This window comes from Janibacter anophelis NBRC 107843, from assembly GCF_001570945.1.
In the GTDB taxonomy this organism is placed as follows: Bacteria; Actinomycetota; Actinomycetes; order Actinomycetales; family Dermatophilaceae; genus Janibacter; species Janibacter anophelis.
This window is the reverse complement of record NZ_BCSQ01000022.1, coordinates 24933-51203: the sequence shown is the minus strand read 5'-3', so window position 1 is coordinate 51203 and position 26271 is coordinate 24933. Positions and strand designations below refer to the sequence as shown.

Sequence of the window (26271 nt, the reverse complement as noted above, 5' to 3'; positions counted from 1 at the left end):
GGGGGGGGGGGGGGGGGGGGGGGGGGGCGGTCCCGTCGTCGTGACACGCTGGCTGAGGTGCGACGAGCCCACGATGGCTGAGGTGCGAGGAACGAGCCTCGAAGCCAGGTCTCGAGGTTCGGGCGCGGACGCCCTCACACCTCGACCAGCGTTGGGAAGCCAGGGCGCCCTCGCACCTCGACCGGCGTGGGACGGGTGGCCGTGCATGGCCTTCGTCACGTTAGGCTTGCCCAGAGGGGTCCGCGCTGACTTCGGGCCCCGTATCGCGACTGTGACGAAAGAGGCGTATGCGCCGTGCCTGACCCCCAGGATGGCTCCGTGTCCCTGAACGACTTCGGCCCGAACGAGTGGCTCGTCGACGAGCTGTACCAGCAGTACAAGAAGGACCGAAACCTCGTCGACAAGGCGTGGTGGGACTTCTTCGAGGACTACACGCCCGGCCAGGGGGGCGACAGCAACGGGGTGAGTGCGAAGGGGGATGCCCCCGCCGCGAAGAGCGAGCCGGCGCAGGCAGAGCCCAAGAAGGCCGAGCCGAAGGCTGAGCCCAAGAAGGCCGAGCCGGCCGAGGCCAAGAAGGCCGAGCCGAAGACGGCAGAGGCGAAGAAGGCGGAGCCCGCCAAGGCCGAGCCGAAGAAGGCGGAGCCCAAGAAGGCGGAGGCCAAGCCGGCCGCCGAGGAGGCCGACGAGCCCGAGGACGTGCACACCCCCCTTCGCGGTGCTGCTGCCCGCGTCGTGACCAACATGGAGGCCTCGCTCGAGGTCCCGGTCGCGACCTCCGTGCGCGCCGTCCCGGCGAAGCTGCTCATCGACAACCGCATCGTCATCAACAACCACCTCAAGCGCAGCCGCGGTGGCAAGATCTCGTTCACCCACCTCATCGGCTACGCGCTCATCAAGGCGTTGCGCGCGATGCCGGAGATGAACGTCGGCTACACGACGAACGACAAGGGCAAGCCCGTCGTCATCCAGCCCGCGCACATCGGGCTGAGCATCGCCATCGACCTGCAAAAGGACGACGGTACCCGCCAGCTGCTGGTGCCCGTGGTCAAGCCGGCCGACGACATGGACTTCATGCAGTTCTGGCGGGCCTACGAGGACGTCGTCAAGAAGGCGCGCGACGGCAAGCTGACCGTCGAGGACTTCCAGGGCGCGACGATGTCGCTGACCAACCCCGGCGGCATCGGCACCGTCCACTCGATCCCGCGCCTGATGAAGGGCCTCGGCGCGATCATCGGCGTCGGCGCCCTCGACTACCCGGCCGAGTGGCAGGGCGCGAGCAACGAGACCCTCAACCGCAACGCGGTCTCCAAGATCCTCACCCTCACCTCGACCTACGACCACCGCATCATCCAGGGTGCGCAGTCCGGCGAGTTCCTGCGGGTCGTCCACCAGTTCCTGCTGGGCGCCGAGGGCTTCTACGACGAGATCTTCTCCAGCCTGCGCATCCCCTACGAGCCGGTGCGCTGGGTCCAGGACATCTCGACGACGCACGACGACGACATCAACAAGGTCGCGCGCGTGCAGGAGCTCATCCACTCCTACCGGGTGCGCGGCCACCTCATGGCCGACATCAACCCGCTGGAGTACAAGCAGCGCCACCACGAGGACCTCGACATCACGTCGCACGGCCTGACGCTGTGGGACCTCGAGCGCCACTTCGCCACCGGCGGCTTCGGCGGCGAGCCCTTCCTCAAGCTGCGCAAGATCCTCGGCATCCTGCGTGACTCGTACTGCCGCACCACCGGCATCGAGTACATGCACATCCAGGACCCCGAGCAGCGGCGCTGGATGCAGGAGCGGGTCGAGATCGGCTACGCCAAGACCACGAGCGACGAGCAGCTGCGCATCCTGCGTCGCCTCAACGCCGCCGAGGCCTTCGAGACCTTCCTGCAGACGAAGTTCGTCGGGCAGAAGCGCTTCTCCCTCGAGGGTGGCGAGTCGGTCATCGCCGTGCTCGACCGGATCCTCTCCCGCTCCGCCGAGGAGGGCCTCGACGAGGTCTGCATCGGCATGCCGCACCGTGGCCGTCTCAACGTGCTGGCCAACATCGCCGGCAAGTCCTACGGGCAGATCTTCCGCGAGTTCGAGGGTCAGCTCGACCCGAAGTCCGTCCAGGGCTCCGGTGACGTCAAGTACCACCTCGGCACCGAGGGCGAGTTCACCGCCGAGAGCGGCGACAAGACCAAGGTCTACCTCGCGGCCAACCCGAGCCACCTCGAGGCGGTCAACCCGGTGCTCGAGGGCATCGTGCGCGCCAAGCAGGACCGGCTCAACCACGGCGGCGAGGACTTCCCCGTCCTGCCGATCCTCATGCACGGTGACGCGGCCTTCGCCGGCCAGGGCGTCGTCGCGGAGACCCTGCAGCAGAGCCAGCTGCGCGGCTACCGCACCGGCGGCACGATCCACGTCGTCGTCAACAACCAGATCGGCTTCACCACCTCGCCGAACTTCAGCCGCTCGTCCGTGTACTCCACGGACGTCGCGCGGATGATCCAGGCGCCGATCTTCCACGTCAACGGTGACGACCCGGAGGCCTGCGTGCGGGTCGCCGAGCTCGCCTTCGAGTTCCGGCAGAAGTTCCACAAGGACGTCGTCATCGACGTCGTGTGCTACCGCCGCCGCGGTCACAACGAGGGCGACGACCCGTCGATGACCCAGCCGCTGATGTACAAGCTCATCGAGTCCAAGCGCTCGGTCCGCAAGCTGTACACGGAGAACCTCATCGGCCGCAAGGACATCACGACGGAGGAGGCCGACGCGGCGCTGCGTGACTACCAGGCGCAGCTCGAGCGGGTCTTCGTCGAGACCAAGGAGGCGCTCAAGGACAGCGCGGACTCCCCTTCGGACAAGCCGGGCACGACCGACGCGCCGGACAACGCCGGCCTGGAGCGGCCCGCCGCCCAGACGAGCGACCAGACGACGCGCTCGGCGACCGAGACGGCGATCTCCGAGACCGACCTGAAGCACATCGGCGACATCTTCGACTCGCCGCCGGCCGACTTCACCATCCACCCGAAGCTGCAGCAGGCGATGCAGAAGCGCGCCGCCTCGGTGCACGAGGGCGGCATCGACTGGGGCACCGCCGAGATGATCGCGGTCGGCTCGCTCCTCATGGACGGCACCCCGGTGCGCCTCACCGGTCAGGACTCGCGTCGCGGCACCTTCGTGCAGCGCCACGCGGTGCTCATCGACAAGAACAACGGTGAGGAGTGGACGCCGCTGAACTACCTCGGTGGCGGCCAGGCCCGCTTCTGGGTCTACGACTCCCTGCTGTCCGAGTACGCGGCGATGGGCTTCGAGTACGGCTACTCCGTCGAGCGCCCCGACGCGCTCGTGCTGTGGGAGGCGCAGTTCGGTGACTTCGCCAACGGTGCCGCGACGATCATCGACGAGTTCATCTCCTCCTCCGAGCAGAAGTGGGGCCAGAACTCCTCGGTCGTCCTCCTCCTGCCGCACGGCTACGAGGGCCAGGGGCCGGACCACTCGTCCGCGCGCATCGAGCGCTTCCTCGCGCTGTGCGCGCAGAACAACATGACGGTCGCCTTCCCGTCGACGCCGGCCAGCTACTTCCACCTGCTGCGTCGTCAGGCCTACCACCGTCCGCGCCGTCCGCTCGTCGTCTTCACCCCGAAGTCGATGCTGCGCCTGAAGGCCGCGAGCAGCCAGCCGGAGGACTTCACGGCCGGCACCTTCCGCCCGGTCCTGCCGGACCTGACCGGTGTGAAGGGCGAGCAGGTCACCCGGGTCCTCCTCGCCGCGGGCAAGGTCACGTGGGACCTCGAGGCCGAGCGCAAGAAGCGCGGCGACGAGCAGACCGCGATCCTGCACCTCGAGCGCTTCTACCCGCTGCCGGGTGAGGAGCTGGCCCGTGAGCTGCGCCAGTACCCCAACGCGGAGCTGGTCCTCGTGCAGGAGGAGCCGGAGAACCAGGGCGCATGGCCCTTCCTCGCCATGAACCTGCCGGCCGACATGGCCGAGCACGGCGAGACCCGCGCGCTGCGTGCGGTGACCCGCCCGCCGAGCGCCTCCCCGGCGGCCGGCACGGCCAAGAAGCACGCGGTGGAGCAGGCGGACCTGATCGCCCGCGCCTTCGATCGCTGATGTACTTCACCGATCGCGGTATCGAGGAGCTCGCGGATCGGCGTGGTGAGGAGCAGGTCACTCTCGAGTGGGTGAGTGACCAGCTCCGCACCTTCGTCGACCTCAACCCCGAGTTCGAGACTCCGATCGAGCGACTCGCGTCGTGGCTGGCACGCCTCGACGACGACGAGCTCGACGACGAGTAACGTCGGTCAGGACCAGCAGGACAGACCCACCCTCAGGAGTACCCCGACGTGAGCGCCCACCCGATGACGGACGCGGCCGGCAACGAGTTCACCCCCAGCGCGACCTTCGGCACGGAGGACGGGCGAAGGGAGATCGCGCTCGTCTTCATCGGCGACAGCTTCGTCGCGGGTGTGGGTGACGACAAGGCGCTGGGCTGGACCGGTCGGGTCATGGCCCGCACCGAGGTCCCCGGCGCCGTCGTCGCCCACTACAACCTCGGCGTGCGCGGCGAGACCTCCGGTGGCGTGGCCGAGCGCTGGCAGACCGAGGGCGCCCGCCGGTTCGCCGGGGCCAGCGAGCGCCGGCTCGTCGTGCAGATCGGTCACGCCGACGTCGAGGCCGGCACCTCGATCGCCCGCCTGCGGCTCAACCTGGCCAACATCCTCGACGAGGCCTCCAGCCAGGGCGTCGCGGCCTTCGTCGTCGGGCCTCCCCCGGCGGCCGACCCCCAGACCAACGACGCTCTGTACCAGGTCGTCGAGGCCCAGCGCGACGTGTGCGACCGCCGCGGGGTGACCTTCGTCGACACCTTCACCCCCCTGGCCGGTCACGACCAGTGGGAGTCCGACATCGCTGCTTCGGTCGATGGTGTGCACCCCGGCCAAGCGGGTTACGGCCTGATCGCCTGGCTCGTGCTGCACCACGGGTGGGGCGAGTGGATGGGCTGAGGGCTCCTCCCCCTCGGCCTCGCTGGCCACCGTCACCCCAGCGCCTCGACCACAGCCTCCGCCCACACCTGCGACCCGGCGGGCGAGGGGTTCACGTCATCAGCGAGCAGCTCGGCCTGCGCCTGCCCGGACTCCTCCCACGCGGCGGCGACGTCGATCGTCGGGAGGCCCTCGCCCTTCGCCCACTCCGCGATCGCCTCGCGCACGGAGGCGCCGGCGTCATCCTGCGCCGGGTTCTGCAGGATGACGACGACTGGTGCGTCGGGGAAGCGGTCGGCGACCTCGGCCGTGAGTGCCTCGAGGCCCTGCGTGGCCTCCTGCCCCGACCCCTCGAAGTGCCCGTAGCTCAGCAGAACGACATCGGGGGCCTGCCCCGGCCAGATCTCCTCGTGCTCCAGCGGGTAATCGGCGGTGGCGCTGAACATCGCGCCCGACCACACCCGGGTGTCCTCGCCCTCGCCGCGATAACCCGCTTCGCCGTCGGTGTCCCACGACGCCACCGGCATCTCCCGACTGCCGGCCCACAGGTGCACCCATTCGTCGTTGCCGTTGCCCGTCGAGTCCCCGAGCACGAGCACCCGGGAGTCGTCGGCCGCGACGGCTTCGCGCGCCTGGTCCATGGTCCAGCGGGGCGCCTGCGTCGACTCCTGCGTCGTCGTGGGCGGAAGGGAGGCGGTGCCGGTGTCGGTGGCGCTCGCCTGCCGGAAGTCGGTCAGGACGAAGGCCCACAGCCCGGCAACCAGCAGGAACAGCACGGCCAGCCCGACGAAGGGAAGGACCGCTTGCCGCAGTGACCGAGTCATGGTCGCAGGCTAGCCCCGCGAGACGCGCCGCGCGCCGGGAGAGCGCGTGGGGATGTGCAAGCAGGCCTACAGCACCCTGCTCCGCGGTCGCGTACCGCGCCTCAGTGGCCGCCGTCTGCGGACGCCACCCTTCCTCTTTGTCGCGGTACCAGTCGATCGTCGCGGCCAGCCCGAGCGGAAGTCGCGGTACACCGGCTGCCAGCTCAGCTCCGCCGAAGGCCGGGCCCGGCCCCCGCGGTCGGTGGTCTCATCGTGACCCTGGCGCCGTGGTGTCCCAGCGCCGGTGGGTGAAGGACGGGGGCGGGGCGGCGGCCTCCAGCACAGCGACCGGTGCGTCCGGAGGGGAGCGTTCCCGGGCCCAGGGTTCGATCGGCGGCGGGTGCACGCTCGCCTCGGGGTCGCCAGGCTCGGCGCTGCCGACGTCCGGCCACGGACGCTCGCGTCGCTCCTCGGTGCCCGTCGTCATGACAGGCAGGTCGGAGTCGGCGACGGCCGCGAGCTCCAGGAGGAACAGCTCGTCGTCCTCCAGGACGATCTCGAGGAAGCGCTCGATCGTGGCCTCGGTGAGGTCGTCGTGCTGGACGATGTGGGCGGGCATGACGCACCTCGGTCAGGCGTCGATCGCCTTGCGGTCATCGCTGCGACCGCCGGCGATCTCGATCTTGCGGGGCTTGGCCTGCTCGGCGACGGGGATCCGCAGGGTGAGCACACCGGCGTCGTAGGAGGCCTCGATGTGCGCGGTGTCGAGATTGTCCCCGAGGACCAGCTGGCGGCTGAAGGTCCCGCGGCGGCGCTCGGCGGCGAGCATCTCCACCGAGCCCTCCTTGACCGGGCGCTCGGCCGTCACGGTGACGACGTTGCGCTCGACGTCCAGGTCGATGTCCTCCGAGACCAGCCCGGGCAGGTCGAACTCGACGAAAAAGGTCTCGCCCTCGCGCCAGGCGTCCATGGGCATCGCCGTGGGCGCCGGGCTGCCGTCACCTCGGAACAGCTGCTGCGTGACCCGGTCGAGCTCTCGGAACGGATCGGTGCGCATCAGCATCTGTGCCATCGTGTCCAACTCCTTCCCTCGTGATGTCCCATCCACATCTGTTGTGGTGGTGATAGATTTTTTATAGCAACAGCGCACGCAACGATCAAGACCCCTCGGGAGAGACATGACGGCGACCGACCCGGCACGCGGCGTCTACGGGATCTCCGTGGCAGCGGACCTCGTGGGCATGGGATCGCAGCAGCTGCGGTGGTACGAGACGCAGGGACTGCTGACGCCCGACCGCACGCCCGGTGGCACCCGGCGATACAGCGACGACGACCTGGTGCGGCTGCGCCGCATCGACGCCCTCCTCGATGCCGGGCTCAACACCGCCGGCATCGCCATGGTCATCGACCTGCAGGACGAGGTCGACGACCTGCGCGAGGAGCTCACCCGGGCAAAGCGGCCCTGACACCATCACGGAAGGACACGGATGTGGACACTCGAGCACTCCCCTCCTCGCCCGTCCCTCACGAGGACGGTCAGGACCCGCCGCAGTTCGGCGCCGAAGCACCGTCGCTCGAGGCCCTGACCGTGCGCGAGCTCATCGCCCGCCTGGCCCGCACCGAGGACCAGCTCAACCTGGCGAGGTTGCAGGAGGGGGCGCAGGGGCAGTCCGTGGCTGATCTGCTCATCGAGCAGCACCGGGTGATCCGCGAGCTGCGACGACGGCACTGAGAGCTGAGTCCGCGGCGGACGACCCGCGCGGACGATTGGCTTCCACCGCGGCCCATGAGCTGCGCGAGAGGCTACAGCACCTGCTCCGCGGTCGCGTACCGCGCCTCTGTGGCCGACTTCTGCGGACGCCACCAGTCCTCATTGGCGCGGTACCAGTCGATCGTCGCGGCCAGGCCCGAGCGGAAGTCGCGGTACTGCGGCTGCCAGCCCAGCTCGTCGCGCAGCCTGGTCCAGTCGATCGCGTAGCGGCGGTCGTGCCCCGGCCGGTCGGTCACGTGGTCGAAGTCGCCCGGCTCCCGTCCCATCAGGGTCAGGATCTCGGCAACGACGGTCTTGTTGTCGACCTCGCCGTCGGCGCCGATGAGGTAGGTCTCGCCCATCCGCCCGCGGTCGATGATCGCCCACACCGCCGAGTTGTGGTCGTCGACGTGGATCCAGTCGCGCACGTTGAGCCCGTCGCCGTACAGCCGCGGCCGGACGCCGTCGATGAGGTTCGTGACCTGTCGCGGGATGAACTTCTCCACGTGCTGGCGCGGGCCGTAGTTGTTGGAGCAGTTGGAGATCGTCGCCCGCACGCCGAAGGACCTCACCCACGCCCGCACGAGGAGGTCGGAGGCTCCCTTCGTCGACGAGTACGGGCTGGAGGGGTTGTACGGCGTGGCCTCGGTGAACCGGTCCGGGACGTCGAGCTCGAGGTCGCCGTAGACCTCGTCGGTCGAGATGTGGTGGTAGCGCACGTCGTGGCGGCGCACGGCCTCGAGCAGCTCGTAGGTGCCGACGACATTGGTCTGGACGAAGGGCCCCGGCGAGGCGAGCGAGTTGTCGTTGTGCGACTCCGCGGCGAAGTGCACGACGACGTCGGACTCCCCCACGAGCCGGTCGACGAGCGCGCCGTCCTGCACGAGCCCCTCGACGAAGCGCACGTCCGCGCCCTCCAGCGACGACCGCGACCCCGCGTAGGTCAGCGCGTCGAGCACGGTCACCTCCGCGTCCGGTCGCGTCGCGAGCGTCTGGTGGACGAAGTTGCTCCCGATGAACCCGGCTCCCCCGGTCACGAGCACGCGCATGTCAGTTCCCTTCGTTCGTCGAGGGGTCTCGAGGCTCGTCGCTGGCGCTCCTCGCACCTCGACCAGCGTCAAGCCTCGAGACGTACCCAGCCAGCGCCTCCACCATGTCGGCCGGCTCGTACCCCGTCGCCCGCAGCTTGTCGAGCACCAGCGTCGAGTGCTCGGGCCGCGGCGCCATCGCCCGTCCGGCGCCGTACTCGGCCGTCGTCACCGGCGTCACGTCCTCGCGGGCCCGGCCGCGCAGCGCAAACACCTCGCGGGCGATCCCGGCCCAGGTGAGCGGTTCGCCGGACTGCGAGACGTTGTACGTGCCGAAGGGAGCCCCGCTCGCCACGAGGTGGAGCGTCGCCGCCGCGATCTCGTCGGCGAAACTCAGCCGGCCCCACTGGTCGTCGACGACGCGAGGGGACCTCCCTTCGTCCGCCAGGCGGGCCATCGTCGCGACGAAGTTGCCCCCGTCGCCCACCACCCACGACGTGCGCAGCAGGTAGTGGCGCGGCGCGACGCCGACGGCGAGGTCACCGGCGGCCTTGGTGCGGCCGTACTCGCTCACCGGGGTGAGGGCCTCCCCTTCGTCGTGGACCTCGCGCTGCCCGTCGAAGACGTAGTCCGAGGAGTAGTGCACGAGGGTGGCGCCGGCGGCCGCGGCGCAGCGGGCGAGCTGGGCGGGCAGCTCGGCATTGAGCCGCCAGGCCAGCCGGCTGCCGTCGAGGGTCTCGGCGGCGTCGACGGCGGTCATCGCGGCGGCATTGATGACCAGGTCGTGGCCGCTGAGGTCGAGGGCTTCGACGGCCGCGGGGTCGGTGAGGTCGAGCTCGTCGCGGGTCGGCGCGACGGCGTCCGGCAGGAGGCGGCGCAGGGCCCGCCCAACCTGACCGCTGCCGCCGAGGAGGAGCACCTGCTTCGGGACGAAGGGGGTGACCTCCGCCAGCTGCGGATTCGCCCGGTCCTTGTCGGAGATCTCGCTCTGCGACAACGGGATCGGCCAGTCGATGGCGGCGGTCGGGTCGTCGAGGGCGAGCGCGGGATAGGTCAGGTCCGGGCGCCAGTGCTCGTTGACGAGGTAGCTGTAGACGGTGTCGTCGGCGAGCGCCTGGTAGGAGTTGCCGACGCCGCGCGGGACGAAGACCGCGGTGCCCGGCTCGACCTCGAGGGTGAAGGTCGCGCCGAAGCCCGCCCCCGCCCGCAGGTCGACCCACGCGCCGAAGACCCGGCCATGCACGACGGTGACGAGCTTGTCCCAGGGTTCGGCGTGGATGCCGCGGGTCGCGCCGCGCGAGGCATTGGACGAGACGTTGTGCTGCACCGGGCCGAAGTCCGGCAGCCCCGCCGCGACCATCTTGGCGCGCTGCCACCCTTCGGTGAACCAGCCACGCGCGTCTCGGTGGACCGGGCCGCGGGCGACGAGTAGCCCGGGGATCGGGGTGGTCTCCACGCTCAGGGCCATGGTCGAACCCTAGCCACACGACCTATGCTCGCGACATGCGCGGGATCATCCTCGCCGGGGGGACGGGGTCGCGACTGCACCCCATCACCCTCGGTGTCTCCAAGCAGCTGCTGCCGGTCTACGACAAGCCGATGGTCTACTACCCGCTGAGCACGTTGATGCTCGCGGGGATCCGTGAGGTCCTCGTCATCACGACGCCGCACGAGGCGCCGCAGTTCGAGCGGCTCCTCGGTGACGGGTCGCGCCTGGGGGTCTCGATCACCTATGCGCAGCAGCCGAGCCCGGACGGGCTGGCGCAGGCCTTCCTCATCGGTGAGCAGCACCTCGCGGGTGGGCCGGCGGCGCTCGTGCTCGGCGACAACATCTTCTACGGGCCGGGTCTGGGCACGCAGCTGCGCCGCTTCGCGTCGGTCGACGGGGCGGCGGTCTTCGGGTACCAGGTGGTCAACCCGCAGGACTACGGCGTGGTCGACTTCGACGACGAAGGGAGGGCCCTGCACCTCGAGGAGAAGCCCGCCTCTCCCCGGAGCCGGTTTGCCGTCCCCGGCCTGTACTTCTACGACGACACCGTGGTCGAGCGGGCCCGCGGGCTGCACCCGTCGGCGCGCGGCGAGCTGGAGATCACCGACCTCAACCGCACCTACCTCGACGAAGGGAGGCTGCAGGTCGAGGTCCTCCCCCGCGGCACCGCGTGGCTCGACACCGGCACCTTCGCCTCGCTCAACGACGCGAGCAACTACGTGCGCACCCTCGAGGCCCGGCAGGGCCTGAAGATCGGCTGCCCCGAGGAGGTCGCCTGGCGGATGGGCTACATCGACGACGCCGCCCTCCGCGACCGCGCCGAGCCGCTGGTCAAGAGCAGCTACGGCTCCTACCTCCTCGACCTGCTCAATGACTGACCCCACGCTCCCAACGCTGGTCGAGGTGCGAGGAGCTCTGCGACGAGCCTCGAGACCACGCCACGGGGTGACCGAGTAACCCAATGACCAAGCTCTGGGCCCTCCCCGACACAGCAATCCTCTTCCTCGCCGTCCCGACCGTCACCGCCGCCCGCTACCTCGACCCATCAGCGTTGACGGCCAAGACGTGGCTCTTCGCCCTCGTCCTCGCAGCCCTGCACCTGCTCATCGGCGCTACCTCGGGCCCCTACGCACCGGGACGGCCCAGCTCCTCAGTGGGCGAGGTCCTGGACCTGACGCGCACCCTGGTCGCTGTGGCCGTGCTCGGGTTCAGCATCGAAGTCCTCTCCCCGAACCTGTGGGTCCCGCGCTCCGTCCCCCTGCTCGCCGCGGCCGGGACCCTCGTCGCGGCCTTCGCGCTCCGCTTCGTCGTGCGGGCCGCGACCGACGGCCATGACGGCCACCCACCACGCCCACGCGGAGACGAAGCTGCGGAAGAGGTAGAGCTCGACGAGCATCGCCGGTAGCGCGAGCAGCAGGGCGACGGCCACGAGCGAGAGCTCACCCTGCGCTCGGATCTCCCGGACGCAGCGCCGGGCAGCCAGCCCGAGCACCAGGAGCAACAGGCCGAGGCCGACGATCCCGTACTAGACGAGAGCAGAGACGAAGGTCGAGTGCGCGTGTTATAGAACGGCGCCCCAGGGACTGTCGTACAACGTCGTGCCAGCGGAGCCCAGCCGGGCCCAATACCGCTCCAGCGGCAGCCATGGCCACAGCGACATCGGCCCGACGCCGAAGAGGACACTGGCCGGTGAGGTCCACCAGGCGTCGAGACCAACTGCGGCGTTGTCCCACCGGGCGGCGGCGATGCGCGCGCCACGTCCACGTAGCAGGGCCAGCAGCGTCACGGCGGCGAGCGTCACTGGCGTCCCGACAGTGAGGATCCGACGCCAGGACCACCCAAGACGCTGCTGGGCCACCGCGAGCAGCAGCAGGACGAGCAACAGCCACCCGGCGCGAGAGAGGCTCTGGGCGATGAGCAGGACTCCGCAGGCTGCGAGCACGAACCAGACGTGGCGCTGCCCGGGCCAGCTTCTGGCTCCGGCGAGGCACGCAGCAACCGCCAGGACCAGCCCCACCGCGTTGTTCGAGGATCCGCCGATGGGTAGGCCGGGTCGCAGCATCATCTCCCCGGCAAGAAGGGGTACCAACCAGCCGGAGATGAGCGAGCCGGCCACCGCCGCACCAGCCATGCGAACGACAGTGTCTGTGAGTTGACGTCTGGTGAGCCGGTTGGCCAAAGCGTGGGCGGCCAAGGCCGCGCTCGCGGCCAACAGGGCGGCAACGAGTGCGACATCCCAGAACCGGTCCGCACGCAGGACGCCAAGCGTCATCCAGCCGAAGAGTGCCACGCCGGCGGTCAACTCGAGCTTCGTCAGCGCAACCACCACGGCCGGTCGTGCCCACGGCCACAGGGTGAGCACCGCCAGCACGACGAGGATGAGCCCATACCCCCACGGCCCCGGACTGACATTCGTCGCCGATGGGACCGCACACAACAGGGATGTCGCGGCGACAGGTACCCAACGCTGGCTGAGGCGCGAGGAGCCCTGCGACGAGCCTCGAAGCCACGAGGTGATCCCCACACGCTCGCTGAGGTGTGAGGAGCGGTTCCTGAGGTGCGACGAAGGAGCCTCGAAGGGCTGCGACGAGCCTCGAAGCCAAGTCACTCAGTCGAACTGCCGCTCGAACGCCACGATCCGCTCGATCGCGGCGTCCACCTCCGCAGCCATCCGGTCGAAGACCTCCTGCGGCTGTCGATACGGGTCGGCGATGTCGTCGACCCCATCGGGCACCCGGTTGAGCCCTCGCTCGCGCGCTAGGTGCGCCGGTAGCGCCGCCCACCGCTCCTCCACCGTCGACAGTCCAGCGAGACGAGTTGTCCACGGCTCACGCTCACCCGCAGCGTCGAGCAGTCGGGCAAACTCCTTGAGCGTGTACGCGCGCTTCAAGTGCCGCGGCGAATAGCTGAGGACGATCTTGCGGTGCGACACTTCGAGCGGCAGGGCGATGTCGACGTCACCCATGATCTGCTCGGATATCTGGCGCGCGGCGAAGGTGTCCGATGCGATGCCCCTCGAGGTGAGGATGCCGGCGCTGCCGCCATCGACCACATTGCCGATCAGGGCCTGGGTTCCCGCGCTGGTCACCTCGAACCCTCCCGGGCGAACGGTGTCCAGCGCGTGCTGCAGGGCCAGCTGGGCATAAGGGGAGCGGCAGATGTTGCCGGTGCACACGGTCAGCAGACGGACGCTCATGGCCCACATCCTGCCTGATGGCGGGGCCTGTGAAACACTCGCGCACGAGAGAAGTTGCACTCACATGTGCTCTTGACGAATCGGTGAAAGGCAAGGCCCGGGTGGAGCTGCAGGACTACTTGAGGATCCTCAAGAAGCGGTGGTTGACCATCGTCATCACCACCCTCGTGGTCGTGGGGCTGGCTGCCCTCTTCACTGGGTTGCAGACGAAGCAGTACACGTCGACCACGCAGTTCTTCGTCTCCGTGTCGGGGTCCAACACTGCCTCCCTGCAGCAAGGCAGCACGTTCACACAGGAGCGCGTGAAGTCATACGCGCAGCTGCTCAAGACTCCGCGTGCGCTCAACCCCGTCGTCGACCAGCTCGGAGACGAGACCAAGGTCAAAGAACTCTCTGAGAAGATCACGGTCACGACGCCTCCGGAAACGGTGATCCTCGAGGTATCGGTAACCGATGCCTCACCAGAGCATGCGCAGCGGATCGCCACAGCCATCGGCGAGGCCTTCCCCGAGGTCGTGTCCGAGGTTGAGCGACCCGAGGGGTCAAGCAAGGCGTCTCCTATCAAGGTTTCTCTCGTGGAGCCGGCTTCGACCAGTGACGTCCCCACGAGCCCCGTGCCGATCCGCAATCTCGCACTCGGACTCATCCTCGGACTCTCGCTTGGATTCGGCCTGGCCCTCGTCCGTCACCTCCTCGACACCACCGTGCGCACGGACGACGACGTGGAGGAGATCACCGACGAGCCCGTGATCGGAGCGGTCCATTACGACCCCAGGGCGGGCAAGGAACCACTCATCGTGGAGAGCGACCCATCCTCGCCTCGCGCCGAGGCCTTCCGCGCCGTGCGCACCAACCTCATGTTCGTCGACGCAGCCAACCACCCCCGCACGATCCTGCTCACGTCCTCCATCCCGGGCGAGGGCAAGTCGACGACCATCGCCAATCTCGCGCTAACCCTGGCCCAGTCCGGCTCCAGCGTCTGCCTCATCGAGGGGGACCTCCGCCGGCCGCGCCTCCTCGACTACCTCGGTCTCGAGGGCAGCGCCGGGCTGACGGATGTGCTCATCGAGCGGGCCGACCTGGACGACGTCCTCCAGCCGTACGGTCGGGACAAGCTCGAGGTCATCGGAGCAGGCTCGATCCCACCCAACCCGAGCGAGCTCCTCGCGTCGGAGGCGATGAGCCTGGTCCTCGCGCGGCTGTCCGTCCGGTTCGATTACGTCCTGATCGACACGCCGCCGGTCCTGCCCGTCACCGACGCCGTCGTCCTCAGCACGAAGGTCGATGGGGTCATCGTGCTCGTCGGCACGACGATCGTCCGCAAGGAACAGCTCTCCGCGACCCTCGAGGCGCTCGGTGCCGTGGACAACAAGCTCCTCGGACTCGTGCTCAACCGGGTCGGCCACAAGTCGGCTGGTGGTTACGGCGCCGGCTACTACGGCTACTACGACCCGGAGAACCGACAGGACGCACCCACCCGTCGTGGGCGGAGTGAGCGTCGCCTCGTCCGGTCCAAGTAGGCGAGACGGCGCAGCGGGTATCAGCGCTTGGCGCGCCGCGCCTTGAGATCGCGGCGGCTGAGAGTACCTGCTTCATCAGCCTCGTAGGCGTCGGCTGAGTACGACTTGCTGTAGCCGTACTCGACGTCGCCGTACCTGATCCGATCGACCTTACGTGTCGAGACCTGGTTGAGGATGGCGCCCAGCACCTTGCCGTCGACCGCCCGGAGGGCTCCTGCCGCACGCTCGAGTTCCTCCTTGTGCGTCTTGCCGGCGGCGACGACGAGGACAGCGCCATCCGCGCTGCGGGACAGCAAGGCCGCGTCGGTCACGGGTAGCAATGGCGGCGCGTCAAGGACGACGAAGTGACTCGACGACAGCTGGCTGATGAGGGACTCCATCCGGTGCGAGCCGAGGAGCTCCGAAGGATTGGGTGGCACCTCACCAGCGACGAGCACCTCCAGACCCGGCACCTGCGTGGGCTGCAGTGCCTCGGTCAGCGGGATGGTGCCGGCGAGCACTTGGGTCAGCCCGACGCTGCCGTCGACGTCCAGTGCCCTGGCCACGGCCGATCGGCGCAGATCCGCGTCGATGAGCACGACCTGCTCGCCGGACTCCGCGAGGACGGTCGCCAGGTTCGAGGCGACGGTCGACTTCCCTTCGCCCTGGTTGGCACTCGTCACGACGATCGAGCGAGGCTGGTGGTCGACGTCGACGAAACGGAGGTTGGTGCGCAGTTTGCGCAGCGACTCGCGCTCGTGGAACGACTTGACCCGGCGGGCGTCGCCCCGCTCGGAGCCGAGGTCCTGGCTCTGGGGCAGGATCCCGAGCACCCCGGACCCGGTGATCTCCTCGACGTCCTCGACGTGCCGCAGCTTGGTGTCGTTGCGGTGGCGCACGTATGCCACCGCATACCCCACGAGCAGCCCGAGGAGGAGGCCCAATGGAAGGATCCGCGTGGGATCGGGTGAGGACGGCGAGGTCGGCAGCAGCGCGGACTCGCTGGGCTCGATGACCACCTGCGCGGTCGACTCGATCGTGCGGGTCTGGCCGTCAGCCCCGACAGTCCGTCGGTCCGGTCCTGCTTCTTCCATCCGCTTCGCTTCCGCAGCAGCAGCGGAGACAACCGCATCCGCAACGTTGCGTGCTTCCTGAGGCGTCGGTCCCTTCGCGGTCACGTCGATCGTCACGCCGTCTTCAGGCACTGTCGCCGTGATCCTGCCCGCGAGTTCTTGAGGCGTCGTCTTCAGCCCAAGGTCCTTGATGACCGACTCAGCAACGTTGCGGTTACTGAAGAGGGTGACATAGGCCTTCGCCTTCTGCTGGGCAAGGGTTTGTGATGAGAACGACTCCCCGATCGTCTGCCCGCCACCGGCGGTGACATAGCCGGCGGCCCTCGCGGTGTACTCCTTGGGCTGCAGCAACATCCACGCATTCGCGATGGCGAGCCCAGCCAGGGTGCACGCCACAATCGCGATGGCGTGGCGGCGGGTCAGCTTCCACAGGTCTTCCAGGGTCACGTACGCTCCTCGCAGACGAAGCCCAGGCAAGTGCACGGGCCGGCGCCGTCGCGGACGCCGCGCGCCAGTATAGGCGGGAGCCTTGCTGGACTGCGGCCACACTGACGTGTGCTGTCTCGAGCACCGCATGGACCCCGGGTTGCCGGGTAGCGGACATGTGCCATAGTTCGGAAAGTCACACCAGCACCTCAAGGGGAGTTCACCCGTGCAGGCTCGAGTCGCACTCTGATGGCTACGCGTTCCGCCGTGACCTTCGATCCGCAGACGAACCGTTGGCTCTGGGCGATGGTGGATGTCGTCACTTTGACGGTTGCAGTGTTTTTTGCCGGACTCCTCCGCTATGACTTCCGCATCGAAGAGATTTTGACCCTCCCAGTCGTTCGATTGGCGGTGCTGGCGGCAGCGGCACATGTGCTTATCGGGGCATTCGTTGGGCCCTACGCGGTGGGGCACCACCGAGGTTCCTACGAGGAAATCGTCGACCTCATGAAGACAGTTCTCATTTGGTCGATCTCCCTGCAGGCCGTGACCTTGGGACCCTGGGACTTGGGGCCACGATCCCTACCACTCGCGTCCGGTGCTACCGCCCTGCTCGGCATGTTCGGCGCCCGGTATGTGCTGCGGGCAACCCGCACCCGCTTGGACCCACGGGGAACTGCGGCGTCCAGGGTTTTGGTCTTTGGTGCAGGGGAGGGTGGGCGACAGTTGGTTCGCGCACTGGTTCGCGACCAGTTGTCTTCCATGACTCCCGTCGGCCTGCTGGACGACGACCGGGCGAAGCGTCGCATGCGCATCGACGGCGTCAAGGTGCTCGGGACCGGCGACGACGTGGTCGCCGTGGCGGAGCAGACCGAGGCCACAACACTGGCCATCGCCGTCCCCAGCGCCCAGCCAGAGCTGGTGAAGAAGTTGCGGGATGCCGCACAGGGCGCGGGCCTCGAGACGTTGATTCTGCCGCAGGCCCACGAGATGCTCGGACGCATCGGGGGCAGCGACCTGCGCAGCCTTGACCTCGCCGACTTCCTCGGCCGCCGTCCCATCGAGCTCGATGCCACGGCGATCGCCGACACGATCTCCGGTCGGACGGTCCTCGTGACTGGTGCTGGCGGGTCCATCGGGTCGGAACTGTGCCGTCAGATCAGCAAGTTCGGTCCCAAGCACCTCGTGATGCTCGACCGAGACGAGTCGGCGCTGCACGGGACGCAACTGTCCGTGACCGGCCAAGGGCTGTTCGAGTCGGACGACGTTGTCCTCGCCGACATCCGAGATGCCGGTCGCATGATCGAGGTCTTCAAGCACCACCGTCCCGAGGTCGTCTTCCACGCGGCAGCGCTCAAGCACCTGCCACTGTTGGAGATGTATCCGGAGGAGGCATGGAAGACCAACGTGCTCGGCACGCTCAACGTCTTGCGCGCTGCCCAACACGTCGGCGTGTCGACCTTCGTCAATGTCTCGACGGACAAGGCAGCCAACCCATCGTGCGTCCTCGGCTACAGCAAGCGGGTGACCGAGCGGCTGACTGCAGACTTCGCGCAGAAGGACGAGCACACGTACGTCAGCGTCCGCTTCGGCAATGTCCTCGGCTCGCGGGGTTCGGTCATCACGGCTTTCACGGCCCAGGTCGAGCAAGGTGGGCCGGTGACGGTCACGCACCCGGACGTCGAGCGATACTTCATGCTCATCCCCGAGGCCTGCCAGTTGGTCCTGCAAGCTGCTGCCATTGGGCGAGACGGCGAGGTCATGGTCCTTGACATGGGGCAACCAGCCAAGATCCAGGACGTCGCCACGACGCTCATCGAGCTATCCGGCCGCAAGGACGTCGAGATCATCTACACCGGCCTGCGTCCAGGAGAAAAGATGTCGGAGGAACTCTTCACACCAGGCGAGGACATCCGGCGTACCGACCACCCACTCGTCAACAGTGTGGATGTCCCCACCATCGACAGCGCGGCAGTGGAGCACACGCAGCACAGTTCCCCGGCCGAGTCCGCAAGTTGGATGCGGGACGTCGCCACGCCGGAGAGCCTCGGGGTCGACGCGTGACGGGTCGCATCCTCATGTCCCAAGCTCTCGTGGGCGAGGCCGAAGAGAGGTACGTCCTCGATGCCCTGCGCTCAGGGTGGGTGGCCCCTCTCGGTCCCCACGTCGACGCCTTCGAGCGAGAAATCGCCGAACGCGTCGGTGTCGACCACGCCCTGGCCCTCAGCTCTGGGACCGCCGCTCTCCACTTGGCCCTGGTCCACCTCGGAGCGCGACCGGGAACCAAGGTGGTGCTGTCGAGCATGACCTTCGCCGCAACCGCCAACGCGGTCGTGTACACCGGCGCCGAGCCCGTCTTCGTCGATGCGCGACCTGATGACGGCAACGTGGACGTCGAGCTCATGCTGCACGCTGTCCGAACGCTGAAGGACGAAGGGGAAGACGTCGTTGGCGCGATCCCGGTCGACCTCTTCGGCCGGGCCTGCGAGTACCCGACTCTAGAGGCGGGCCTGGCGGAGCTCGGTGTGCCGCTGCTCGAGGATGCTGCGGAGTCGCTCGGCGCCCACCTCGACGGCCGTGCCGCCGGCTCGTTCGGTACGGCTGCCGCGTTGTCCTTCAACGGCAACAAGATCATGACCACCTCGGGTGGAGGAATGCTGTTGAGCGATGACGCTGACCTCGTCGCGCATGCTCGCAAGCTGTCGACGCAGTCCCGGGAACCCTTTCCTTGGTATGAGCACACCGAGGTCGGCTACAACTATCGGCTGTCCAACGTCTTGGCTGCTCTGGGCCGTGGGCAGCTTGAGCGCCTGGATGACATGATCGCCCGTCGTCGCGAGATCCGTGACCGCTACGCCGCCGCGTTCGCCGACCTACCACTGCGCTTCCTGGGCCGGGAAAGCTCGAGCAGGGACGACGCGGAGGACAACTGCTGGCTTACCACCGTCGTCCTGGACCCGTCGTGGGTTGAGGAACGACGAGGGCACCCCGCGGTGGTGCAGGAGCGACGAGGGCACTCCGCGGTGGTTGAGGAGCGAGGAACGAGCCTCGAAACCACCCCCGCCGACAAGCTCGTCGCCGCCATGTCCGCCCAGGACATCGAGGTCCGACACCTCTGGAAGCCGATGCACCTCCAGCCCGTCTTCGCGTCGTCCCCGGCCTTCACCACCGGCGTCAGCGAAGACTTGTTCCAGCGCGGGGTCACCCTCCCGAGTGGCCCCGCGCTGACCGACGACCAGATCGATCAGGTGATCTCCGCACTCACCCGCGAGGTGACCTCGTCATGAGCTACCGCGGCAAGCGACTGCTGGACCTCGCTCTCACCGTCCCGGCACTCGTCGCCTCATTGCCCGTACAAGCCGTTGCGGCGGTAGCCGTCCGGTTCACCATGGGCAGCCCGGTCCTCTTCCGCCAGCAGCGACCCGGGCTGGACGGTGCCCCCTTCGAGATGCTCAAGTTCCGGACCATGCGCCTGCCGGACCCCGAGCGCGGCCTGGTGACGGATGCGCAGCGGATGACCCGCACAGGGGCCTTCCTGCGCAGCACCAGTCTCGACGAGTTGCCGACGCTGTGGAACATCATCCGCGGTGACATGTCGATCGTGGGGCCGCGGCCGTTGCTCATGCAGTACCTCGAGCGCTACACACCTGAGCAATCCCGGCGCCACGCGGTCCGGCCGGGTCTGACCGGCCTCGCTCAGGTCTCTGGACGCAATGCCCTGTCCTGGGAGCAAAAGTTCGCGCGGGACGTCGAGTACGTGGACCACAACTCACTCACTGTCGATCTGCGCATCATCGCGCGGACCGTCGTTCAGGTCCTGCGCCGGGACGGCATCTCCGCCGAAGGGGAGGCCACGATGTCCGAGTTCATGGGTAGCCCCGCCGCGTGATGGAGGACCTCGTCATCGTCGGCGCCGGCGGATTCGGACGCGAGACCCTGGACGTCGTTCGAGCCATCAACGACAAGGAGCCGACTTGGCGGTTCCTGGGGTTCATCGATGACAACCTCTCCCCCGCCAATGCGGATCGCCTCTCAGCCCTCGGCACCCCGCACCTCGGAGGCTTGGCCGCAGCGCCCGAGGGCGCGGCGGTTGCCGTCGCCATCGGAGACCCTTCGATCCGCCAAGCTGTCGTCGGCGCTCTGGGCGGACGACACCCGTTCCCGGCGTTGGTGCACCCCACGACCGTCCGCGGCAGCGAGCTGCGTCATGGGGTGGGGCTCATCGTCCTCGGTGGGGTCTCCTTGGGAACCAACGTCTCGTTGGGCGACCACGTCCACCTCAATGCGCATGCGGTCGTCGGCCACGACGTCCGGCTCCAGGACTTCGTCAGCGTCAACCCCAACGCCACAGTCTCCGGCGAATGCTCCGTGGGGTCGTTGACCCTGCTCGGTGCTGCGAGCACCGTCCTCCAAGGTCTGGCGGTCGGCTCCGAGGTCACCCTCGGTGCGGCCGCCTGCCTCACCAAAGATGCCCCCGACCGCGCCACGCTGGTCGGTGTACCCGCACACCCACTCGAGAGGGACAAGTCCCAATGAAGCAGGTCGTCCAGTCCGTCGGTGACGGAAGCCTCCGCGTCGTCGAGGTCCCCACCCCCACCTGTGGCCCCGCCGAGGTCCTCGTCAGCACGACGCGATCTCTGCTCTCGACCGGGACCGAGAAGGCCGTGCGAGAGCTGGCATCTGCCAGCCTCATCGACAAAGCCAAGGCTCGACCCGACCTGGTGCGCCAAGTGCTGAAGAAGGCCCGCACCGAGGGTCTGCGCAACACGGTCCAGGCGGTGCGCACCCGCCTCGACGAGGACATGCCTCTGGGGTACAGCGCCGCTGGCATCGTCCTCGAGGTGGGGTCCTCGGTTCACGACCTGACTCCCGGCACCCGGGTGGCCACAGCCTCGGCGGGGCACGCCGAGGCACAGGTCGTCCCCTCCCTGCTCGCCGTACCGATCCCTGACGGGGTCACGGACGAGGCCGCGGCCTTCGGAGCGGTCGCTGCCATCGCCATGCAGGGCCTGCGCCAGGCAGATGTGCAGTTCGGAGGCACCGTCGCCGTCGTGGGACTGGGGCTCGTGGGGCAGCTCACGGCCCGCCTGGCCCTCGCCTCCGGGTTGAGGGTCATCGGCGTCGACCTCCGCGACTGGACTGTCGACCTCGCGGCCGAGGCCGGTGCCATCGGCCTGATCGAGGAGGGCCAGGGCACGACCGATGCGATCTTGGCCCACACCCGTGGCCGCGGCGTGGACGCCGTCCTCGTCACCGCGTCCACCAAGTCCTCCGACCCGGTCATGGCCGCCGTCGAGCGGGTACGTGACCGTGGCGCCGTCGTCGTCGTGGGTGATGTGGGCGTCGAGCTGGCCCGGACCCCCTTCTACATGAAGGAGGTGGATGTCCGCTTCGCCCGCAGCTACGGCCCGGGACGGTACGACCGCACGTACGAGGAGTACGGCATCGACTACCCCATCGGCCACGTCCGGTGGACCGAGGGACGAAACATCGAGGCCTACCTCGACATGGTTGCCGGCGGTCGCCTCCAGGTCGACGACCTGGTCACCCACGTCTTCGACATCGACGAGTCCGAGCGGGCGTACGAGACGATCGGGCAGGACCCCAAGGCCCTCGCCGTGCAGTTCTCCTACAGCCGTCAAGGTGTCGGTCGGGATCCCATCTCCCTTCGCCCGATCAAGGCCGGTCACCGCGGCTCCGGCATCGTCGGGGCGGGCAACTACGCCAAGATGACCTTCCTGCCGGCGATGAAGAAGGCCGGCCTGGCGTCGGCGGTGGCGGTCACGTCCAACAGCGGGCTGACGGCGCGTCATCTCGCTGAGAGGCACGATGTCGCGCAGGTGGTCGCGGACGTCCCCTCCCTGCTGGCCATGGACAGCGTCGACACTGTCTTCGTCCTCAGCCGCCACGACTCGCACGCGCAGATCACCCGCGACGCACTCGCCGCGGACAAGCACGTCTTCGTGGAAAAGCCCCTCGCGCTCAGCGAAGACGAGCTGGAGTCCGTGCTCGAGGCCGTGCAGGCCTCCGAGCGTGTCCTGTGGGGAGGGTTCAACCGTCGCCACTCCGAGGCGATCCAGCAGGCACGGAAGACGCTCGGCGGGACCGGGGAGCCGCTGGTCATCACCTACCGCGTGAGCGCCGGCCGTCTGCCCGAGACGCACTGGTACAAGGACCGCCGTCAGGGCGGTCGGCTCCTCGGCGAGGTGTGCCACTTCATCGACCTCGCCTCTTGGGTGGTCGGCATGCCGGTGGCCGAGATCGTCGCCTTTGGCTCCGGCGGCGCCGAGCTCGTCCTCCAGGAGGACCTTGTCATCAGCGCCAAGTTCGCCGACGGATCGATCGCCACCATCACCTATGCCGAGCACGGTCACGCGAGCTCGTCCAAGGAGTACCTCGACATCCTCGGACGTGGTCACACCGTGACGATCGACGACTTCCACAAGCTGACGATCGACGGCAAGGAGGTCAAGCTCTCGGCCCCAGGCAAGGGCCACGTGGAGAACCTGCGCCTCTTCGCCGACGCGATCGCCGGCAAGGCCGGCGACGCCGACACCCGGGCCACGATCGCCAGCACCGCCGCGGCGCTCGCCGCGGTCCAGTCCCTCGAGCAGCGCACCGTGATCCCCGTCGACCCCCGCGTCGGCAGCCAGCCCTTCAACAACTGAGGACCCCAATGCCCTCGATCTCCAGCGTCGTCAAGGACGTGCGGGCGCTCGGCGCCTCGGCACCGCTTCGCGCGGTCTACGAGGCGTCGAAACGCACCAACGGCCACGCCCGACTCTTCCGCCCCGTGCCCGGCGGGTACACCTCCACCCCGCTGGACATCGGGCATCACGTCCCGAGCTCTGAGCGAGCACGTGGACGCTGCCTCGAGGACGCCCGGCTCATCGTCGAGGAGGGCACACGGGTCTTCGGGGAGCGGGTGCCAACTGGCAGTTCCGCCAGCTGGGCCATGGACCCGCTCACCGGGCGGTGCTGGCCGGAGGACACCCCGTGGTGGCAGATCGACATCCGGACCGACCAGCGGCTCTCGGATGTGAAATTCACCTGGGAGTCGGCACGGCACCGTGACCTCGTGGTCCTGGCCCGGGCAAGCGTGCTGGAGCCCGACGGTCCGTGGTTCCCCCACCTTGAGTCCATGCTCGTGAGATGGTGCCGCGAGTGCCGCCCCGAGGAAGGGGTCAACTGGTACTCCAGCCTCGAGCTGGCCCTGCGGGCCATCGCGTGGAGCCAGGTGCTACGCCTCGTGGGCGACCGTCTGCACGGCGGCCTGCGGGCCGAGCTCGACGACCAGCTCGTCGCCAGTGCGCGGCACATCATGGTCGAGCTGCCCTACACGATGACCAGCATGAAGAACAACCACCTCCTCGGCGACGGCCTCGGGCTCATGGTGCTCGGCAAGATGTTCCCCGACCATCCCGCAGCAGGGCGATGGCGGTCGATGGGTGACCGCCTGATGCTCAAGCAGCTGGGCCGGCACATGCTGCCCGACGGCTCGATGATCGAGGACTCGTTGTCCTACCACCGGTTCGTCCTCGAGATGTTCATCGTCCGGGTGCTCATCGGCGACGCCCCCGATGCTGTCGCACGGGCGATGTCGACCGCGGCGGAGCACCTCATCACCTTGGGTGTCCTCGACGGCGATGTCCCGCAGTACGGCGACTGGGACGAAGGGAGGGTCCTCGCCGACTCAGCTCCTGCGGGCGACGTCGCTGGTGCGGCCCTGCTGGCTCGACACCTGGTTGGTGGCTCGACGCCAGCATCCGCTTGGGACATCTACGACGAACTCGCTTGGTACGCAGCCGCCTCCGGCACCGCGGAGCCTGCTCCCCCTCGTCCCGAAGGACCTTGGACCAGTGGCCACTTCAGCGGTGTCCGACGCGGCCTCTGGGCCGTCTGGCTCAAGCGGTCCCTCACACCCTCACACCAGCACGCGGACCTGACCTCGGTCTGGATCCAGCACGATGGCAGTTGGGTCACCCGCGACCCGGGGACGGGCACGTACAACGGCCCCCTCCACGTGCGCGATGGTTTCCGCACCAGTGCCGCACACCCCGTGTGGCGACCCGACGGCGGCGACCTGCTCGGACCCCACAGGGCCTTCCGCTGGCAGCGCTCGACGGTCCCGGCCGGCAGTGCGGCGGTAGAGCTGCCGTTGGGGACGATCCTGGCCGTCTGGCATGACGGCTTCGACGAAGGCCGGTGTCTGCGCCTCGTCCTCGTTGAGGACTCGGGCGTCACCGTCATCGATCGGCTCCCAGAGGGCGCTCGCGGATGGGTCATGACGGCCCCTGAGGGCGACGCCGGTGAGCGCCTGGTGCTCGAAGGGAGCACATCGACAATCGCTGAAGAGGCCCCCTTCGCCGGGTGGATAAGTGAGACTTACGGCCGATGGGCCCCATCACCGTGGCGACAGTCTCGCGCCGACGCCGGGTGGTTTGTCTGGGGCGCAGGCGACACGAGAACCATCAACGACGAGCACCTGACGGTCCGCGAGGACGACGACCTTGTGACCATCGACCTTGAGATTGATGGCACTCTCCACACCGTGGAGGTGGCCCGTGCGTAGGCGCAGGGTTCTCGTCCTCAACCACTTCGCCGCTCCACGCGGTGAAGCCGGTGGCACACGGCACGTCGAGCTCTTCTCACGGCTCGACGGCTGGGAGCACCTCATCATCGCGAGCAATCTCAATCCGCAGACCGGTCGACGGGTCGGCGACTCCGAGGGATTCGTCACCGTGCCGGTCATGGGGTATTCGAGCAACGGCATCTCGCGGATCCTGAACTGGATCAGTTACGCCGCAGCCGCCATGCTCCGAGGAATGCGCGTTGGCCGCGTCGACGTGGTCTACGGGTCGTCACCCCACCTGCTAGCTGCATTGGCCGCGTGGTTGCTGTCGATCATCAAGAGGGTTCCATTCGTCCTCGAGGTCCGTGACCTCTGGCCCAAGGTACTCGTCGACATGAACCACCTCAGCACGAATTCACCGATCTACAGGGTTCTGACCGCGCTCGAAGAGTTCCTGTACGCACGGGCTCGAACCATCGTGATCATGGCCGAGGGGTCCCGCACAGAACTTGTGGCACGCGGGGTGGCACCGCACAAAATCGTGTACATCCCCAATGGCGCTGACCCGGAGGACTTTGTCGCCAGCGCACCTCGCGAGGACCTGCGACTGCGCTACGGGTTCGACCGGGTGACCGCCGTCTATGCGGGGGCCCACGGCCCGGCGAACGGCCTTGACCTGCTCCTGGACGGTGCTGAGCAGGCCCCCAACGTGGATGTAGTTCTAGTCGGTGGAGGCGTGCTGAAACACGGCCTCCAGGAAAGTGCGCAAGCGCGAGGACTAACGAACGTCCGGTTCATGGACCCCGTACCGAAGTCCGAAATTCCTGACCTGTTGGCGGCCGCCGACATAGGGGTGCACGTGCTCGCAGATGTCGAGCTCTTCCGCAGCGCGGTAAGCCCAAATAAGGTGTTCGACTACATGGCTGCCGGCCGAGCGACCCTAACGAACTGCCCCGGTATCGTCTCAGACCTGGTCATGGATTCGCACGCAGGCCTTGCAGTTTCACCCAATGAGATCGGCCATGGCCTCGACAAACTAGGTTCACAGACAAACGAAGACCTGATCGCGATGGGCATAAACGGCCGAGCATGGATCTCCAGAAACCAATCGAGAAGCGCAATGGCCAACCTGCTAAACCATGCGCTCGAGGATGCGATTTCGCTATGACCCACCCCACGAACCTATTCCGACAGGCGAGTCGTCACAGTCGACGCTTCGCCGCACTCATGACATCACCCGGGAGAATAACAGCCCAATCTAACGTCGTTTTCGGCACCCATATACGCGTGGGACGAGGACGAACACTGAGGGTGGCCGAACGAACCTTCATCGGGAGCAATTTTCACTGTATGAGCAATGCGCATATTGGACCAGATGTAATGATCTCAACCCAAGTGGCATTCATCGGTGACGACCACCCTTTCGACGACCCCACCAGGACCTTGATGGAAATCCCCCCCA

Annotated in this window: 23 protein-coding genes; 15 read left to right on the top strand and 8 right to left on the bottom strand. The window is 68.1% G+C overall.

The features are described 5' to 3' along the window. Window positions 1-318: 318 nt before the first annotated feature. The 3 genes from JAN01S_RS07805 to JAN01S_RS07795 are packed head-to-tail and all read left to right on the top strand — an operon-like array spanning window position 319 to window position 4994. Entirely contained in the window at window positions 319-4101 is a 3783-nt protein-coding gene (locus JAN01S_RS07805) for a multifunctional oxoglutarate decarboxylase/oxoglutarate dehydrogenase thiamine pyrophosphate-binding subunit/dihydrolipoyllysine-residue succinyltransferase subunit (RefSeq protein ID WP_068316195.1), read from the top strand. Beyond that, window positions 4101-4286: a DUF6104 family protein gene (locus JAN01S_RS07800; RefSeq protein WP_068316192.1), complete on the top strand. Its 186-nt coding sequence runs from the start codon at window positions 4101-4103 to the stop codon at window positions 4284-4286. The genes JAN01S_RS07805 and JAN01S_RS07800 overlap by 1 nt, the downstream gene beginning before the upstream one ends. A gap of 48 nt (window positions 4287-4334) precedes the next feature. Then, the gene (locus JAN01S_RS07795) at window positions 4335-4994 is read left to right on the top strand and encodes a GDSL-type esterase/lipase family protein (RefSeq protein ID WP_244884784.1); all 660 of its coding nucleotides are present in this window, start codon (window positions 4335-4337) and stop codon (window positions 4992-4994) included. Between the two features lie 32 nt (window positions 4995-5026). Here JAN01S_RS07795 and JAN01S_RS07790 read toward each other — a convergent pair whose 3' ends face one another. From JAN01S_RS07790 to JAN01S_RS07780, 3 genes are all read right to left on the bottom strand, one after another. Continuing rightward, on the bottom strand, window positions 5027-5797 hold the full coding sequence (locus JAN01S_RS07790; protein ID WP_084360099.1) for an SGNH/GDSL hydrolase family protein: 771 nt from the start codon (window positions 5795-5797) through the stop codon (window positions 5027-5029). A gap of 247 nt (window positions 5798-6044) precedes the next feature. Next, a complete protein-coding gene (locus JAN01S_RS07785; protein WP_068316186.1) occupies window positions 6045-6395 on the bottom strand; it encodes a hypothetical protein in 351 nt (116 codons plus the stop codon). A 12-nt stretch (window positions 6396-6407) separates the two neighbouring features. Then, window positions 6408-6839: an Hsp20/alpha crystallin family protein gene (locus JAN01S_RS07780; protein ID WP_068316183.1), complete on the bottom strand. Its 432-nt coding sequence runs from the start codon at window positions 6837-6839 to the stop codon at window positions 6408-6410. 115 nt (window positions 6840-6954) lie between these two features. Here JAN01S_RS07780 and JAN01S_RS07775 point away from each other — a divergent pair, with 115 nt between their 5' ends. Together JAN01S_RS07775 and JAN01S_RS07770 are read left to right on the top strand one after the other, a co-directional pair. Next, a complete protein-coding gene (locus JAN01S_RS07775; protein ID WP_068316180.1) occupies window positions 6955-7242 on the top strand; it encodes a MerR family transcriptional regulator in 288 nt (95 codons plus the stop codon). 23 nt (window positions 7243-7265) lie between these two features. Further along, window positions 7266-7508, top strand: a complete 243-nt coding sequence (locus tag JAN01S_RS07770) for a hypothetical protein (RefSeq protein WP_068316177.1) — start codon at window positions 7266-7268, stop codon at window positions 7506-7508. A 71-nt stretch (window positions 7509-7579) separates the two neighbouring features. Here JAN01S_RS07770 and rfbB read toward each other — a convergent pair whose 3' ends face one another. Together rfbB and JAN01S_RS07760 are read right to left on the bottom strand one after the other, a co-directional pair. Further along, complete coding sequence (gene rfbB, locus JAN01S_RS07765; protein ID WP_068316174.1) at window positions 7580-8575, bottom strand: dTDP-glucose 4,6-dehydratase; 996 nt, start codon at window positions 8573-8575, stop codon at window positions 7580-7582. 1 nt (window position 8576) lies between these two features. After that, window positions 8577-10022: a sugar nucleotide-binding protein gene (locus tag JAN01S_RS07760; RefSeq protein WP_084360098.1), complete on the bottom strand. Its 1446-nt coding sequence runs from the start codon at window positions 10020-10022 to the stop codon at window positions 8577-8579. A gap of 35 nt (window positions 10023-10057) precedes the next feature. Between JAN01S_RS07760 and rfbA the strand changes: the two genes are divergently transcribed. Beyond that, window positions 10058-10921, top strand: a complete 864-nt coding sequence (rfbA, locus tag JAN01S_RS07755) for a glucose-1-phosphate thymidylyltransferase RfbA (protein WP_068316171.1) — start codon at window positions 10058-10060, stop codon at window positions 10919-10921. Between the two features lie 83 nt (window positions 10922-11004). Then, the gene (locus JAN01S_RS16900) at window positions 11005-11448 is read left to right on the top strand and encodes a hypothetical protein (protein ID WP_157075658.1); all 444 of its coding nucleotides are present in this window, start codon (window positions 11005-11007) and stop codon (window positions 11446-11448) included. Window positions 11449-11604: 156 nt separating this feature from the next. On the opposite strand, the gene JAN01S_RS07745 is transcribed toward JAN01S_RS16900, so the two are convergent. Both JAN01S_RS07745 and JAN01S_RS07740 read right to left on the bottom strand, forming a co-directional pair. Continuing rightward, window positions 11605-12414 (bottom strand): hypothetical protein, encoded by an 810-nt coding sequence (locus JAN01S_RS07745; protein ID WP_157075657.1) that lies wholly within the window; start codon window positions 12412-12414, stop codon window positions 11605-11607. 237 nt (window positions 12415-12651) lie between these two features. After that, entirely contained in the window at window positions 12652-13239 is a 588-nt protein-coding gene (locus tag JAN01S_RS07740; protein ID WP_068316161.1) for an arsenate reductase/protein-tyrosine-phosphatase family protein, read from the bottom strand. Between the two features lie 101 nt (window positions 13240-13340). On the opposite strand from JAN01S_RS07740, the gene JAN01S_RS07735 reads away from it, so the two are divergent. Continuing rightward, the gene (locus JAN01S_RS07735) at window positions 13341-14759 is read left to right on the top strand and encodes a tyrosine-protein kinase domain-containing protein (RefSeq protein WP_068316158.1); all 1419 of its coding nucleotides are present in this window, start codon (window positions 13341-13343) and stop codon (window positions 14757-14759) included. Window positions 14760-14779: 20 nt separating this feature from the next. On the opposite strand, the gene JAN01S_RS07730 is transcribed toward JAN01S_RS07735, so the two are convergent. Next, the gene (locus tag JAN01S_RS07730) at window positions 14780-16258 is read right to left on the bottom strand and encodes a tyrosine-protein kinase domain-containing protein (RefSeq protein WP_169797185.1); all 1479 of its coding nucleotides are present in this window, start codon (window positions 16256-16258) and stop codon (window positions 14780-14782) included. 285 nt (window positions 16259-16543) lie between these two features. Between JAN01S_RS07730 and JAN01S_RS07725 the strand changes: the two genes are divergently transcribed. The 7 genes from JAN01S_RS07725 to JAN01S_RS07695 are packed head-to-tail and all read left to right on the top strand — an operon-like array spanning window position 16544 to window position 25977. Continuing rightward, the gene (locus JAN01S_RS07725) at window positions 16544-18301 is read left to right on the top strand and encodes a polysaccharide biosynthesis protein (RefSeq protein WP_441663894.1); all 1758 of its coding nucleotides are present in this window, start codon (window positions 16544-16546) and stop codon (window positions 18299-18301) included. A gap of 14 nt (window positions 18302-18315) precedes the next feature. Continuing rightward, window positions 18316-19524, top strand: coding sequence for a DegT/DnrJ/EryC1/StrS family aminotransferase (locus JAN01S_RS07720; RefSeq protein ID WP_068316204.1), 1209 nt, complete (start codon window positions 18316-18318; stop codon window positions 19522-19524). Beyond that, entirely contained in the window at window positions 19521-20126 is a 606-nt protein-coding gene (locus JAN01S_RS07715; protein ID WP_068316149.1) for a sugar transferase, read from the top strand. Before JAN01S_RS07720 ends, JAN01S_RS07715 begins: the two co-directional genes overlap by 4 nt. Then, a complete protein-coding gene (locus JAN01S_RS07710) occupies window positions 20126-20773 on the top strand; it encodes a PglD-related sugar-binding protein (protein ID WP_068316146.1) in 648 nt (215 codons plus the stop codon). Before JAN01S_RS07715 ends, JAN01S_RS07710 begins: the two co-directional genes overlap by 1 nt. Next, complete coding sequence (locus tag JAN01S_RS07705) at window positions 20770-22905, top strand: bi-domain-containing oxidoreductase (protein WP_068316143.1); 2136 nt, start codon at window positions 20770-20772, stop codon at window positions 22903-22905. Before JAN01S_RS07710 ends, JAN01S_RS07705 begins: the two co-directional genes overlap by 4 nt. Before the next feature lie 8 nt (window positions 22906-22913). Next, on the top strand, window positions 22914-24809 hold the full coding sequence (locus tag JAN01S_RS07700) for a heparinase II/III domain-containing protein (protein WP_068316140.1): 1896 nt from the start codon (window positions 22914-22916) through the stop codon (window positions 24807-24809). Beyond that, entirely contained in the window at window positions 24772-25977 is a 1206-nt protein-coding gene (locus tag JAN01S_RS07695) for a glycosyltransferase family 4 protein (RefSeq protein ID WP_218000014.1), read from the top strand. The genes JAN01S_RS07700 and JAN01S_RS07695 overlap by 38 nt, the downstream gene beginning before the upstream one ends. The last annotated feature ends 294 nt before the right edge of the window (window positions 25978-26271 follow it).